This window comes from Streptomyces sp. P5F9 (assembly GCF_057961495.1).
The window spans coordinates 1-13,331 of the sequence record NZ_JBXVPZ010000262.1 but is presented as its reverse complement, the minus strand read 5'-3'; the positions used below and the strand labels follow the sequence as shown (position 1 = coordinate 13,331).

Here is a 13,331-nt window from a genome sequence, read left to right as displayed (position 1 = left end):
GGCTGGGTGATGCCGCCGTGCTCGGTGAAGGTGCCGCGCGCGGCGAGGTGCGGGTGGTGCGGGGCCTCGCGCAGCGACAGCACGGGCGCCACGCACGCGTCCGTGCCCGCGAAGACGGCGGTCCACTCGTCGCGCGTACGGCCGCGGAAGCGGGCCGCGACCGCCTCGCGCAGTTCGCCCCAGCGGGTCCAGTCCCGGCGGGCGTCGGCGAAGTCCGCGAGGCCGAGCAGGTGCACGAACTCGTCGTAGAACTGCGGCTCCAGGGCGCCCACCGCCATGAACTTCCCGTCGGCGGTCTTGTAGGTGCCGTAGTACGGGCAGCCGCCGTCGAGGAGGTTGGCGGCCCGGCGGTCCTGCCAGCTGCCGGCCGCGAGCATGCCGTGGATCATCGCGGAGAGATGGGCGGTGCCGTCGACGATGGCCGCGTCGACGACCTGGCCGGTGCCGGTCACACGCGCGTGGTGCAGGGCCGCGAGGACGCCGACGACGAGGTAGAGCGAGCCACCCGCGTAGTCGCCGAGCAGGTTGGCGGGGGCGGGTGGAGGCTGGTCCGGGCTGCCGATCATGCCGAGGGTGCCGGTGAGCGCGATGTACGCGATGTCGTGCCCGGCACGCTCGGCGAGGGGGCCGTCCTGACCCCAGCCGGTCATCCGGCCGTAGACGAGCCGGGGGTTGCGGGCGTGGCACTCCCCCGGGCCCACGCCGAGGCGCTCGGTGACGCCCGGGCGGTTGCCCTCGATCAGGATGTCGGCGCGTTCGACCAGGTCGAGCACGCGCGCGGGACCGTCGGGCGCCTTCAGGTCGACGAGGACCGAGCGCTTGTTGCGGTTGGTGATGTCGTACGCGGGGTCGACGGCGAGCACGGGGCCGCCGGGCCGGTCGACGCGGACGACGTCGGCGCCGAGGTCGGCGAGGAGCATGGCCGCGAAGGGGCCGGGGCCGATCCCGGCCAGCTCGACCACGCGCACGCCGGAGAGCGGGCCGTGCCCGGGCGTCGTTGCCGCTGTCATCCAGCCCCCAGCTGTGACACAACTGATGTAACACCAGTGATGATAAGAACGTGTTCCACTCGACACAAGACCTGGGCGAGCAAGCGCTTAGCCAAGTTACCCGCCGTTAGCCATGACTGGCCCCGCCCTCCGCGTCCAGCTCGACTATCAGGCGCTTCGGGGCGATCGCGCGGTAGCTCTCCTCCACCCAGTCGCACAGCAGCCCGGCGGCCGGGGCACCCTGCTCGGCGAGCGGGATATGCACCCAGCCGGCCTTGCCGAGGCCGTAGCCGGCGGGTTCGGCGCCGGGTGCGGTGAGCGCGTGGGCGCGGGCCGCCTCGTCGGTGAGCTTGACCGTCATGCCCGGTGGATAGCTGCCGTCGTCGACACCGAGGAAGACGAACACCTTCCTGTTGACCTTCGCGACGGTCTCGCCCCACGGGCAGTATCGATATGCGGCTCCGCCGCGCGGCTTCGGTGGCGCCCGGCAGCCCGTGGTCGAACTCGCGTGCTTTCGCCCGCTTCTTCAGGGCGTTGTCGGTCACGGCCACCTGATACCTCCGGGCTCCTCGTCGGGCTCCGCACTCTTCACGCTAGCCTCAGCCACCGACAGCGGCGCGGGCTGCGGGACCCAGGAGTGTCATGAGCAGGCTGAACAGGACGGACCGTCCCTACGACATCGTGCTCTTCGGAGCCACGGGCTTCGTCGGCGTGCTCACCGCGGAGTATCTCGCCGCGCACGCGCCCGAGGGCCTGCGCTGGGCGATCGCCGGCCGCGACGAGCTGAAACTGAAGCGCCTGCGCGAGCGGCTGCCCGGCGGCACGTCGGTCGGTGTCCTGCGGGCCGACGTCTCCGACCCGGCCTCCCTGCGGGAACTCGCCGAGCACGCGCGCGTGGTGGCCACGACCGTCGGCCCCTACGTCACCTACGGCGGGGACCTCGTCGCCGCCTGCGCGGAGGCCGGCACGGACTGTCTCGACCTCAGCGGCGAGCCGGAGTTCGTCGACCTGACGTACGTCCGCCACGACGCACGCGCGCGTGAGACCGGCGCACGGTTGGTGCACTGTGCGGGCTTCGACTCGATCCCGCACGACCTGGGGGCGTACTTCACGGTGCAGCACCTGCCGGAGGGCGTGCCCCTGGCGGTGGACGGTTTCGTGACCGCCGACGCGATGTTCTCCGGCGGCACGTTCGCCACGGCGCTGACCCAGCTCGGGCGCGGCAGGCAGGTGTTGGCTGCCTCCCGGGAGCGGCGCCGCCACGAACCGCGCCTTGTGGGCCGCCGGGTCGGTGCGCCCATGGGGGCGCCTCGGTTCGCGGGGGAGGTCGGCTCCTGGGCGGTGCCGCTGCCGACCATCGACCCGCAGGTCGTCCAACGATCCGCGCGGGCCCTGGAGCGCTACGGCCCCGACTTCCGCTACCGCCACTACGCGGCCGTACGGCGCCTCCCCGTGGCGCTCGGCGGTGTCACCGCGGTCGGCGCACTGGCCACGGCCGCCCAACTCCCGCCCGCCCGGCGCTGGTTGTCCGACCGCCTCAAGCCCGGCGACGGACCGAGCCCGGAGAAGCGCGCGAAGAGCTGGTTCTCCGTGAAGTTCGTCGGCGAGGGCGGCGGCCGCCGGGTCTTCACCGAGGTCGCGGGCGGAGACCCCGGCTACGACGAGACGGCGAAGATGTTCGCCGAGTCGGCCCTCTCCCTCGCCCTCGACGAACTCCCGCCCACAGCAGGCCAGGTGACGACGGCGGTGGCCATGGGCAACGCCCTCATCGAACGGCTGCGCAGCGCGGGCATCACGTTCCGGGTGGCGGCGAGCCGGTGAGCACGTCGGTCCCTGAACCGGCAGCGCTGATACGGGAGTTCAGGGCGCCCCTCGGGATGGGTTAGGATGGATCTTGAGCCGGTCGCCGGAACATCCGGGGTCTGGTCGCGCGTCGGTGGTCCAAGGAAAGACGCCCCGCTTCCTGCGGGGAAATGCAGGTGCAAGGCCTGCCCGGCGCTCAAGTCCGAGCCCCACACCGCTACTTGCGGGGTGGGGCTCGCGCGTTTCCCGCACCGGTGCGGCCCTGACCTCACGGCCACAGCGTGTAGATCATCCCGCCGATCCACGCGAGGCCCGCCGCCACGGACAGGACGAGCGCGATCATCACGGCGCGCTCGACGGGCTGGCTCGGGTGGGCAACGGGCTTCGGGGAACGGTGGGTTGTCATGCGGGACAGCCTGCCGATCATGCGGGCGTGGTCGCATCCGTACAGATACTCGGATCAGGTACTCAGTACGCGACGCGCCGGCCGCTTACGCGGTCGCCTCCCGCAGCGCCCGACGGCACAGCGCGTCCGCCCTGCGCGTCGTCTCCGGGAGGCGGTACTGCGGGGTCAACGCGAGGGTGTGGGCGCACGCGTTGTCCAGGGTCACCCGGTGGCCCACGGAGACGAACACCGGCTTCACGCCGTCCCGGGTGCGCAGGGCGCGGCCGACCTCCTCGGCGTCCGCGCGGAGCGGCGACGAGGAGCCGCGCGGGGTGTCCGGATCGTCGTACGTGAAAGTGAAGGGGTTCTTGGCGACACCGATCGTGGGCAGACCGGTGAGGACGCCGAGATGGCTCGCTAGGCCGAAGCGGCGGGGGTGGGCGAGACCGTAGCCGTCGCACACGATCAGGCCCGGCGGGCTGGGCAGCGCCTCCAACGCGGCCAGCACCGTGGGGATCTCGCGGAAGGCCAACAGCCCCGGCACGTACGGGAAAGAGACCCGGCCGACGGCCGTGGCCTCGGCGACGACGGTGAGGTCCGCCGCGTCCAGGACGACGGCCGCGGCCACCACCACGTCCCGCTCGTCGTCGTAGGCGACATCAACTCCCGTGACATGCCCGGTCCTTGGCGGCGGTCCCGGTTCGTCGGTCACCACCCGCTCCCGCAACTCGTCCTGGACTGCGCGGGCTTGCTCCTCGGTCGCGGGCCAGCCCGCGGGAATGTCTACAGTCGTCATGGTGGTGGCGAGCGTACGGGGATCTTGCGGGCACGAAGAAGCGGCGGGGACGCGATGGCCCCCGCCCGGCTCCTCAATCCTCCAGCCGCGCCACGCGCCCCTTCTCCCCCGCCGCCCAGCAGCCCAGGTCCGCCGCGCAGTCGACCGTGTCGTACGAGCCGGTGTCCACGGTCTTCCAGGTGCGGCCGGCGTCGGTCGTGAGGTCCGTGCCCGTGGGGCCGACCGCGAGGGCGGTGCCGCGGCTGCGGGGCAGCCAGGTGACGCCGGAGCGGTAGGCGGGCGGCGGGATCGTGGCGGAGCGCCAGGTGCGGCCGCCGTCGCCGGTGACAGCCGCCGCGAGCGGTGACGGCTGGTCCGCCGTGTAGTTGCCGCCGACCGAGAGGCCGTGCGTACGGTCGCGGAAGGCGAGGGCGAACACCCCGCGCGCGGGGTCACCGGCCGGGACCGGCGTGTCGGTCGCCGTCCAGGTGAGGCCCCGGTCCGCGGAGTGCAGGACACGCGCGCGTGCACCCCCACCGGTGGCCAGCCAGACGTCCCTCGGCCCGGAACTCACCAGGCACTGACCGCTCGCCGCGAAGCCCGCCTCGCCGTCGAGCGCGGCCGGCATCCCGGCGCTGGACAGCACCTTCCAGGAGCGGCCGCCGTCGCCGGTCGACAGGATGCGGAACCTGCCGTCCACGGGATCGCTCATCGCGAGGCCGTGGCGGCTGTCGAAGAAGGTCATGCAGTCGTAGAAGGCGCTCGCGTCGGTGTTGCGGAAGGACTCCGTCCAGGTCGCTCCGGCGTCGTCCGTGCGGTAGACGCGGGACGCCTCCCCCTCGCCGATCGCCAGGACCACCGCGCGCCGTGCGTCGAACGCCTCGATGTCCCGGAACTGCAGGTCCGCGGTGCCGGGCGGCGAGACGTTCCGCCAGCTCGCCCCTCCGTCGGTCGTCCGCAGCACCGTGCCCGCGGTCCCGGCCACCCAGGCGGTGTTCCGGCTGACGGCCGACAGCCCCCTGAACCGCACATCGGCGGCCCCGCTGTCCTTGAGCTCCCAGTGCGGATCCCGCTGCGCCGTGTCCCGCGCCTGTGCCGGTACGGCGGTCAGCGCGGCCAGCGCCGCCCCGCACGCCATGGCCACGGCCACGTTCCGGTACGTACGTCCCACCCGTCGCGTCTTCCCCATGCGCCTCATGGCGGGCGAAGCTAGCCCACTCCCCGGGGGCCGTCCAGATGCCCGCGCCCGCCTTGGGCGCATATGGGCGGCGGTGACAGAGGTCACTCGAAATTCATGTGCACGGATCGGCCCGTTCCGGCGTCTCTTCCAGTGCGGACCCATCCACTCGGGGGTCCGTTCCGGAATCTTTTCAGGGGACCGTCCGGCCTTCACCGCAGCAGTACCGCCGTCACACAAGGGAGCAAGGCGTTGTCCATCCTCATCGAGCAGCCCGTAGAGGCCCGCCTCGTCGCCGCCGCACCGCGGATGCCGAGCATTCCCGCCACCCTGCACTACGACCGGCGGGACCCGTTCGCCGTCCGGATGACCTTCCCGGCACCGGCCACCCTGGAGGGCGTCGAGGTCTGCTGGACCTTCGCCCGGGAACTCCTCGCGGCCGGCCTGCACGGCGTCGAGGGCCATGGCGACGTCCGGGTGCGGCCCTACGGCTTCGACCGCACCGTCCTGGAGTTCCACGCCCCCGAGGGCACCGCCGTCGTGCACGTCCACTCGTCCGAGATACGGCGCTTCCTTCAGGCCACCGGCGAGCTGGTGCCCGCCGGTCTCGAACACCTCCAGCTCGACCTGGACCACGACCTCGCCGAGCTGATGCGGGACGCCTGCTGAGCTAATTCCCCCGTGCCAGCAGGGAGTTGAGCTCGCCGTAGCCGAGCCCTCCCGTCTGCGCGCCGTAGGTACCCGTGTCCAGCAGCTCCCGCGCGGCACGGCGCACCACGGCGTACGCGGCCAGCGCGATGCCGGAGCCGGCGCTCACGCGCGCGACGCCCAGCGCGGCCAGTTCGGCGACCGGCGGTGCGCCGGGGCCGACCAGCACGTTGAGCGGTGCGTCGATCCCGTCGGCGAGTTCCTTGACCGTTCCCGGCTCGACGGCCCCGGGGACGAAGATCCCGTCGGCGCCCGCGGCCCGGAACGCGGCGGCCCGCTCCAGGGTGGCGTCCACTCCCCCGACGCCCCGCAGAAACGTGTCAATGCGCGCGTTGATGAACAACGGCACCTCCTCCGCATCGGCGGCCGCACGGGCGGCGGCGATGCGCTCGGCCTGCTCGGCGACCGGCCGCAGGACGCCCGTGTCGTCGATCTCACCGCCGTAGAGCGCGTCCTCGATGTTCACCCCCACCGCACCCGCCGCCAGCACCGCACGGACCGTGTCGGCGACCCCCGCCGCGTCCTTGGCGAAGCCGCTCTCGATGTCGGCGCTCACCGGTACGGCGACGGTCGCGGTGATGCGGGCGACCGCCTCCAGGGCCCGCTCCCGGTCCAGCCGGTCGCCGTCCGCGGCGCCGAGGGCCCAGGCGAGGCCCGCGCTGGTGGTCGCCACGGCGGACGCGCCCGCGTCCTCGACGATGCGGGCGCTCGCGGCGTCCCAGGCGTTCGGGAGGATCAGCGGACGTCCCGGCACATGCAGCGCGCGGAAGGCCAGAGCCCGGTCACGGAGGGTGTTCTGGTTCGTCATACGCCCCACTCAAGCAGTCGCGGGCGCGCCCTGGCTGGCAGGAATCCGACATCGGCGTGCGGGTCGCGGGCTGCCGTTTAATGCGTTGACAGCCCCCCGAGGCCGTTCGTAGCGTTGCCCCTGCTTCTGTTGCCGTCGATCGGAGTAGGACGTTGCTCGTCTGAGGTTCTGAGACACCGCGTCACACACCCCTGAGGTGTGTCCGCCGTGTACGACCTCGGCGTCGAGCCGTCCTCCGGAACAGGGCCTTTCCCTTCTGCCCCCTCCTGGGACCAGTCTCCGCGCCTCGCGGTGTCTCGATACGCGTCTGCCCATGACCGCATCAAGCATCCGCGAGGCCCTCATGCATACCTCCGTCACCTGTACGTCCCTCTCCTTCGCGTGGTCCGACGGGACCTCCGTCTTCGAGGACCTGGACGCCGCCTTCGGACCCGGCAGAACCGGGCTCGTCGGCGTCAACGGATCAGGGAAATCAACCCTGTTGAAGCTGATCGCCGGTCAACTCGCCCCGGCCGACGGCACCGTGCGGGTCGCGGGCGAGGTCGGCTACCTCCCGCAGAACGTCACGCTCGACACCGCCCTGCGCGTCGACGAGACGCTCGGCATCGCCGCTCAACGCGCGGCCCTGCACGCCATCGAGGCCGGTGACGCGGCCGAGGAGCACTTCGAGACGCTCGGCGACGACTGGGACGTGGAAGAGCGCGCCCTCGCCACGCTCGGCGAACTCGGCCTGGGACACATCGACTTGGACCGCACCATCGGCGAGGTCTCGGGCGGCGAGTCCGTACTCCTGCGGCTGGCCGCGCTGTTGCTCGGCCGGCCGGACGTCCTGCTCCTCGACGAGCCGACGAACAACCTGGACCTGTACGCACGCAGGCGGCTGTACTCGGCCGTCGCGTCCTGGCCGGGAGTGATGATCGTGGTCAGCCACGACCGTGAACTCCTCGATCTCGTCGACCAGATCGCCGATCTGCGCTCCGGCGAGATCACCTGGTACGGCGGCAACTACTCCGCCTACGAGGAGGCCCTCGCCACCGAACAGGACGCCGCGACACGGATGGTGCGCGTCGCCGAGGCCGACTTCCGCAAACAGAAGCGCGAACTGTCCGACGCCCAGGTCAAGTTGGCCCGGCGCAAGAAGTACGGGCAGAAGATGTTCGAGCAGAAGCGCGAGCCGAAGATCGTCATGGGCGCACGCAGGCGGTCCGCGCAGGAGTCCGCCGGCAAGCACCGCATCCTGCACGAGGAGCGGCTCGCCGAGGCGAAGGAACGGCTCGACGAGGCGGTGGAGGCCGTACGGGACGACGACGAGATCCGCGTCGACCTGCCGTACACGGCCGTACCGCCGGGCCGTCAGGTCCTGACCCTCATGGACCTGGAACTCGCGTACGGCGCGCGGGTGGGCGGCCTCGATCTGCGCGGGCCGGAGCGCATCGCGCTGATCGGCCGCAACGGCGCGGGCAAGACGACGCTGCTGCGCACGATCGCCGGACAGCTGGAGCCGGTGTCGGGCGAGGCGGTGACGCATGTCCCGCTGCGTTTCCTGCCGCAGCGGCTCGACGTCCTCGACGGCGAGCTGACGGTGGCGGAGAACGTGGCGCGGTTCGCGCCGGGCGCCACCAACAACCGGGTCCGGGCGCGGCTGGCCCGCTTCCTGTTCCGGGGTGCCCGCGCCGACCAGCAGGCGGCGACCCTGTCCGGCGGTGAACGCTTCCGGGCGGCGCTGGCCGCGCTGATGCTGGCGGAGCCCGCGCCGCAGCTGCTGATGCTGGACGAGCCGACGAACAACCTCGACATGGCGAGCGTGCGGCAGCTGACCTCGGCGCTGGAGTCGTACGAAGGGGCGTTGATCGTGGCCAGTCACGACCTGCCATTCCTCGAATCGATCGGCATCACGCGCTGGCTGCTGCTGGACGGGGAGCTGCGGACGATCACGCCGGAGGAGGTGGAACACCCGGCATAGTGCCCGTGCGGTAACCGGTCCGGGCCCTCCGGGCGCATCTCAGGAGGGCCACAGCCTCACGTGAGGGGTTTTGTCGGCACGGACGGGTGACGCATGATGGCCAACCGGTGCCCCGAAAACGGCGCCGAAACGATCCCGCCGATACGGAGTCCCGCTCGTGCCCAGCAAGAAGGCCCTCGTCCGCCGCCCCAGCCCGCGCCTGGCCGAAGGGCTGGTCACGCACATCGAGCGGGAGAAGGTCGATGTCGAGCTGGCCGTCGAGCAGTGGGAGGCGTACGCGCACGCGCTGCGGGTGCACGGCTGGGAGACGATCGAGGTGGATCCGGCCGACGACTGCCCCGACTCCGTGTTCGTCGAGGACGCGGTGGTCATGTACAAGAACGTGGCGCTGATCGCCCGGCCCGGCGCCGAGTCCCGGCGCGAGGAGACGGGCGGGGTCGAGGAGGCGGTAGCCCGGCTCGGCTGCTCGGTGAACTGGATCTGGGAGCCGGGCACCCTGGAGGGCGGTGACGTGCTCAAGGTCGACGACACTATCTACGTCGGCCGGGGCGGCCGGACGAACGGGGCCGGCATCCAGCAGGTGCGGGCCGTGTTCGAGCCGCTCGGGGCGCGGGTGGTCACCGTGCCCGTGAGCAAGGTGCTGCATCTGAAGTCGGCGGTCACCGCGCTGCCCGACGGGACGGTGCTCGGACACATCCCGAAGGTGGACCGGCCCGCGCTGTTCCCGCGCTTCCTGTCGGTGCCCGAGGAGGCCGGCGCGCATGTGGTGCTGCTCGGCGGCGACAAGCTGCTGATGGCGGCGAGCGCGCCCAAGACGGCCGACCTGCTCAGCGATCTCGGCCACGAGCCGGTCGTGGTGGACATCAGTGAATTCGAGAAACTCGAAGGATGTGTGACGTGCCTCTCGGTCCGGCTCCGGGATCTGTACGCCTGAACGGGTGACACGACCGCCCGTTCGGCGCCGGGACCTGCGGTCCTGCGACTGTGCGGGATTCCCGGCGATACGGCCTGAACAGCGATCTTTACGGCACCCTTAACCTACGGTCTCGTAACCTACGGTTTCGTAGCCTACGATTCCGTAAGTTGCACAGATCCCGGCACCGCTCGCCGGTTTGTTCAGTTTTGTACGACGTCCCCCTGGAGTCCCCGTGACGATCACTTCCCCGCACCTCGGCAGCCCCGCAGTCTGGACCGACGCCAAGCTGCTGTACGCGTTGGAGGAAGTCGTCGAGACGGAGCTCAACCGGCACCTCAAAGTCACCAAGGACTGGATGCCGCACGAGTACGTGCCGTGGAGCGACGCCCGGAACTTCCCCGGCTTCTTCGAGGACGGCGAGGCCTGGGGCAAGGAGCAGTCCAAGGTCACCGAGATCGGCCGCATCGCCCTCGTCGTGAACCTCCTTACGGAGGACAACCTCCCCAGCTACCACCACGAGATCGCCTCCCTCTTCGGCCGCGACGGCGCCTGGGGCACCTGGGTGCACCGCTGGACGGCGGAGGAGGGCCGGCACGGCATCGTCATGCGGGACTACCTGCTCGCCTCCCGCGCGGTCGACCCGGACAAGCTCGAAGCGTTCCGCATGCAGCACATGAGCGAGGGCTTCGAGTCGGACAACCGGCACTCGATGCTGCACTCCGTGGCGTACGTCGCCTTCCAGGAGCTGGCCACGCGCGTGTCGCACCGCAACACCGGCCACCAGTCGGGCGACCCGGTCTGCGACCGCATGCTGGCCCGCATCGCGACCGACGAGAACCTCCACATGGTGTTCTACCGCAACCTCCTGAAGGCCGCGTTCGAGCTGGCCCCCGACCTCACCATGCAGGCCGTGCGCGACGTCCTCGTCAACTTCCGGATGCCCGGTCACGGCATGCCCGGCTTCGAGCGCTTCGCCGCGCAGATGGCCATCGGCGAGGTCTACAACCTGCGCATCCACCACGACGACGTCATCCAGCCCGTGCTGCGCTTCCTGAAGGTCATGGAGATCGACGGTCTCGGCCCCGAGGGCCGGCAGGCGCAGGAGGAGATCGGCCTCTACATGGGCGGCCTGGACTCCGAGGCCGCCAAGTTCGACGAGAAGCTGGCGACCCGCAAGGCCCGCATGGCGGCGCGCGCGAGCGCCTGACGGGCCTCGCGTCCGTACACGAGCGAAGAGTTCGGGGCTGTCGGCCGTACCAGGCCGCCGGCCCCGTTTCGCTGTCGCCGACCGGATCACCGGTCAGCAGTCATCAGTCAACGGTCCGCGTGAGGTGCGCCGGATCTCCAGGCGTTCCTTCTCCGACAGACCGCCCCACACGCCGAAGCGTTCGTCGTTGTCGAGGGCGTACTCCAGGCAGGCGGAACGGATCGGGCACATGCCGCAGATCCGCTTCGCTTCCCTCACGGAGCTGCCGGGTTCGGGGAAGAAGAAGTCCGCCCCGGTCTGCGCGCACAACGCCTCCTGCTGCCAGTCCAGGTCGGGCGAGGTGATCGTGTCGATGTGCATGGCCAGGATCGTGCCGTCCGGCGAAAAACGTTCGATCAACGCGGGATCAACGCCGCGCTCCGAGGCCTCCGGCCACCCCGATGGTGGCCCCGCGCCCGCACCGGCGCACGGCGGCGCGCGGAACCGGTATGAAAACACGGAGAACTTCAGCGGTCACCGAGGGTGATCAGCGCCGTATCCGGGAACCCCTTCCGCGCCCCGGCAGCGATTGTCAGTGGGCGGTGCAAGACTCGGCAGTGCAGAGAACGGGACCCTTCAACGAGGAGGGCAATGATGCTCACCACCCGTTTCGTCAACGGCGCTCCCAACTGGCTGGACGTCGGCTCGCCCGACATCGACAGCGCCATCTCCTTCTACGGCGGTCTCTTCGGCTGGCGGTTCCAGTCGGCGGGACCCGAGGCCGGCGGCTACGGCTTCTTCCAACTCGACGGCAGGACAGTCGCCGGCGGCATGCCACTGCAGCCGGAGCACGACTCGTCCGCCTGGACCGTGTACTTCCAGAGCCCGGACGCGGAGGCCACGGCCAAGGCGGTGGAGCAGGCGCACGGCGCGGTCCTGTTCCAGCCGATGGACGTGCTGGGCCAGGGCCGCATGGCGATCCTCCGGGACCCGGCGGGCGCCGCGTTCGGCATCTGGCAGCCGGGCGAGATGAAGGGTGTTGACGTCGCGGGCGACCCCGGTTCGCTGACCTGGGTCGAGCTGTACACGCCGGATGTCGCCGCGGCGGCCGCGTTCTATGACGCCTCGCTCGGTCTGGAGACCTCCGCCGCCCCCATGCCGGGCGGCGACTACACCTGCCTCAACCCGTCCGGTGCCGGTGAGGACGCGATGTTCGGCGGTGTCGTCCCGCTCGACTTCGGCCCGGACGGCGCGGCCTCGGGGGCGTACTGGCTGGCGTACTTCGAGGTGGCCGACGTGGACGACACGGTGGCCAAGGCGCTGGAGACGGGCGGCAAGGTCACCATGCCGGCCACCAGCATGGAGGGCGTCGGCCGCATGGCCCAGCTCACCGACCCGCACGGCGCCCGCTTCGCGATCATCAAGAGCGAGCAGCCGCAGGGCTGACGGCGCCCCCGGGCCGGCGGGCCAGCCCTCCGCGGACGGACGGGCACGGCACCGCTCACGCGGAGGCGCGGTGGACCAGTGTGGTCGGCAGGATCACGCTGGACGGCGCGCCTCCGATGCCGTCCCGGACGCCCCTGCGGTCGAGACCGCGCAGCAGCAGCCGGGCCATCAACCGGCCCATCTCCTCTATGTCCTGACGGACCGTCGTGAGCGGCGGGTCGGTCTGCTCGGCGACCGGAAGCATGTCGTCGAAGCCGATCACCGCCACGTCCTCGGGCACCCGCAGCCCCTCCTCGCGCAGCACCTTCAGGGCGCCGTAGGCGGTGAGGTCGTTGGCGGCGAACACGGCGTCCACGTCGGGGCAGTTGTCGAGGAGTTCCCGCATCGCGCGCTCACCGCCGCCCGGGGTGAAGTCGCTCTCGACGATCAGCCGCGGATCCACGTCGACCATGACGTCCCGGAACCCGTCGAGCCGGTCCACCGCGGAGGTCTGGTCGAGCGCGCCGGTGATGTGCGCGATCCGGGTGCGGCCCAGCCCGACGAGATGCCGCACGGCCTCGCGGGCGCCGCCCCGGTTGTCGCAGTCGACGTAGACCGTGGGTCCGGAGGCGCGTGTCCCCTCGCTCCAGCAGGGCCGGCCGCCGAACACCGTCGGGACACCGGCCCGTTGGATCAGTCCGGGCAGCGGGTCGTCGAGGTGCAGGGAGAAGACGAGCGCGCCGTCCACATGCCCGCCGGCGAGATAGCGGCCGACGCGGGCGTGGTCGTCGCGGCCTTCCGTGAGGAGCAGCACGAGTTGGGAGTCGTGGGCGGTCAACTCCTTGCTGATACCCCGGAGTTGCATGGCGAAGAACGGGTCCGCGAAGACACGGGTCTCCGGTTCGGCGATCACCACGGCGATGGCGTCGTGCCGCTTCGTCACCAGGCTCCGGGCCGCCTGATTGGGGACGTACCCGAGTTCGTCCACGGCCTGCCGGACCCGCTCGACGAGCGACTCCCGCACCCCGTCCCCGCCGTTGACCACCCGGGAAACGGTGGCCCGCGACACCCCCGCCCGCGCGGCCACGGCCTCCAACGTGGGACGCGGTGCTGTCTCGGTCACGGCTGGACCCCTCCTCGATGATGCGGATCAGGATAGCCGCGGCGGAACAGGACGGTGAGAGCGCTCCCAGCAC

Annotated in this window: 14 protein-coding genes and 1 tRNA gene; 7 read left to right on the top strand and 8 right to left on the bottom strand. The window is 71.4% G+C overall.

Annotation, left to right across the window (positions count from 1 at the left end):
* Positions 1-1,010, bottom strand: a 1,010-nt coding sequence (locus AC31A1_RS32525) for a CaiB/BaiF CoA transferase family protein (protein ID WP_489656761.1), incomplete at its 3' end; no start/stop codon positions are given.
* A 106-nt stretch (positions 1,011-1,116) separates the two neighbouring features.
* Positions 1,117-1,395, bottom strand: coding sequence for an MmcQ/YjbR family DNA-binding protein (locus AC31A1_RS32520; RefSeq protein WP_489656760.1), 279 nt, complete (start codon positions 1,393-1,395; stop codon positions 1,117-1,119).
* Positions 1,396-1,631: 236 nt separating this feature from the next.
* Between AC31A1_RS32520 and AC31A1_RS32515 the strand changes: the two genes are divergently transcribed.
* Together AC31A1_RS32515 and AC31A1_RS32510 are read left to right on the top strand one after the other, a co-directional pair.
* Positions 1,632-2,810, top strand: a complete 1,179-nt coding sequence (locus AC31A1_RS32515) for a saccharopine dehydrogenase family protein (protein WP_489656759.1) — start codon at positions 1,632-1,634, stop codon at positions 2,808-2,810.
* 109 nt (positions 2,811-2,919) lie between these two features.
* A tRNA-Gly gene (locus AC31A1_RS32510) sits at positions 2,920-2,989 on the top strand.
* 71 nt (positions 2,990-3,060) lie between these two features.
* Here AC31A1_RS32510 and mmpA read toward each other — a convergent pair.
* The 3 genes from mmpA to AC31A1_RS32495 form a co-directional block, all read right to left on the bottom strand.
* A complete protein-coding gene (gene mmpA, locus AC31A1_RS32505) occupies positions 3,061-3,198 on the bottom strand; it encodes a morphogenic membrane protein MmpA (protein WP_366430049.1) in 138 nt (45 codons plus the stop codon).
* A gap of 85 nt (positions 3,199-3,283) precedes the next feature.
* Complete coding sequence (locus tag AC31A1_RS32500) at positions 3,284-3,973, bottom strand: endonuclease V (RefSeq protein ID WP_489656758.1); 690 nt, start codon at positions 3,971-3,973, stop codon at positions 3,284-3,286.
* A gap of 73 nt (positions 3,974-4,046) precedes the next feature.
* The gene (locus AC31A1_RS32495) at positions 4,047-5,141 is read right to left on the bottom strand and encodes a WD40/YVTN/BNR-like repeat-containing protein (protein ID WP_489656757.1); all 1,095 of its coding nucleotides are present in this window, start codon (positions 5,139-5,141) and stop codon (positions 4,047-4,049) included.
* Positions 5,142-5,381: 240 nt separating this feature from the next.
* On the opposite strand from AC31A1_RS32495, the gene ssgD reads away from it, so the two are divergent.
* Positions 5,382-5,798, top strand: a complete 417-nt coding sequence (gene ssgD, locus AC31A1_RS32490) for a spore wall synthesis regulator SsgD (protein ID WP_489656756.1) — start codon at positions 5,382-5,384, stop codon at positions 5,796-5,798.
* Between the two features lies 1 nt (position 5,799).
* Here ssgD and AC31A1_RS32485 read toward each other — a convergent pair whose 3' ends face one another.
* On the bottom strand, positions 5,800-6,645 hold the full coding sequence (locus AC31A1_RS32485) for an isocitrate lyase/PEP mutase family protein (protein WP_489656755.1): 846 nt from the start codon (positions 6,643-6,645) through the stop codon (positions 5,800-5,802).
* A gap of 343 nt (positions 6,646-6,988) precedes the next feature.
* On the opposite strand from AC31A1_RS32485, the gene AC31A1_RS32480 reads away from it, so the two are divergent.
* The 3 genes from AC31A1_RS32480 to AC31A1_RS32470 all read left to right on the top strand — a co-directional run bounded on the left by AC31A1_RS32480 (position 6,989) and on the right by AC31A1_RS32470 (position 10,731).
* A complete protein-coding gene (locus AC31A1_RS32480) occupies positions 6,989-8,608 on the top strand; it encodes an ABC-F family ATP-binding cassette domain-containing protein (protein WP_489656762.1) in 1,620 nt (539 codons plus the stop codon).
* Positions 8,609-8,765: 157 nt separating this feature from the next.
* Positions 8,766-9,542, top strand: a complete 777-nt coding sequence (gene ddaH / locus AC31A1_RS32475; protein ID WP_489656754.1) for a dimethylargininase — start codon at positions 8,766-8,768, stop codon at positions 9,540-9,542.
* A gap of 214 nt (positions 9,543-9,756) precedes the next feature.
* A complete protein-coding gene (locus AC31A1_RS32470) occupies positions 9,757-10,731 on the top strand; it encodes an acyl-ACP desaturase (protein ID WP_489656753.1) in 975 nt (324 codons plus the stop codon).
* A gap of 93 nt (positions 10,732-10,824) precedes the next feature.
* Here the strand turns inward: AC31A1_RS32470 and AC31A1_RS32465 are convergent, their stop codons facing one another.
* Entirely contained in the window at positions 10,825-11,091 is a 267-nt protein-coding gene (locus AC31A1_RS32465; RefSeq protein ID WP_489656752.1) for a WhiB family transcriptional regulator, read from the bottom strand.
* Between the two features lie 273 nt (positions 11,092-11,364).
* Here AC31A1_RS32465 and AC31A1_RS32460 point away from each other — a divergent pair, with 273 nt between their 5' ends.
* The gene (locus AC31A1_RS32460; RefSeq protein ID WP_489656751.1) at positions 11,365-12,156 is read left to right on the top strand and encodes a VOC family protein; all 792 of its coding nucleotides are present in this window, start codon (positions 11,365-11,367) and stop codon (positions 12,154-12,156) included.
* A gap of 55 nt (positions 12,157-12,211) precedes the next feature.
* On the opposite strand, the gene AC31A1_RS32455 is transcribed toward AC31A1_RS32460, so the two are convergent.
* Positions 12,212-13,258 (bottom strand): LacI family DNA-binding transcriptional regulator, encoded by a 1,047-nt coding sequence (locus AC31A1_RS32455; RefSeq protein WP_489656750.1) that lies wholly within the window; start codon positions 13,256-13,258, stop codon positions 12,212-12,214.
* Positions 13,259-13,331: the final 73 nt, after the last annotated feature.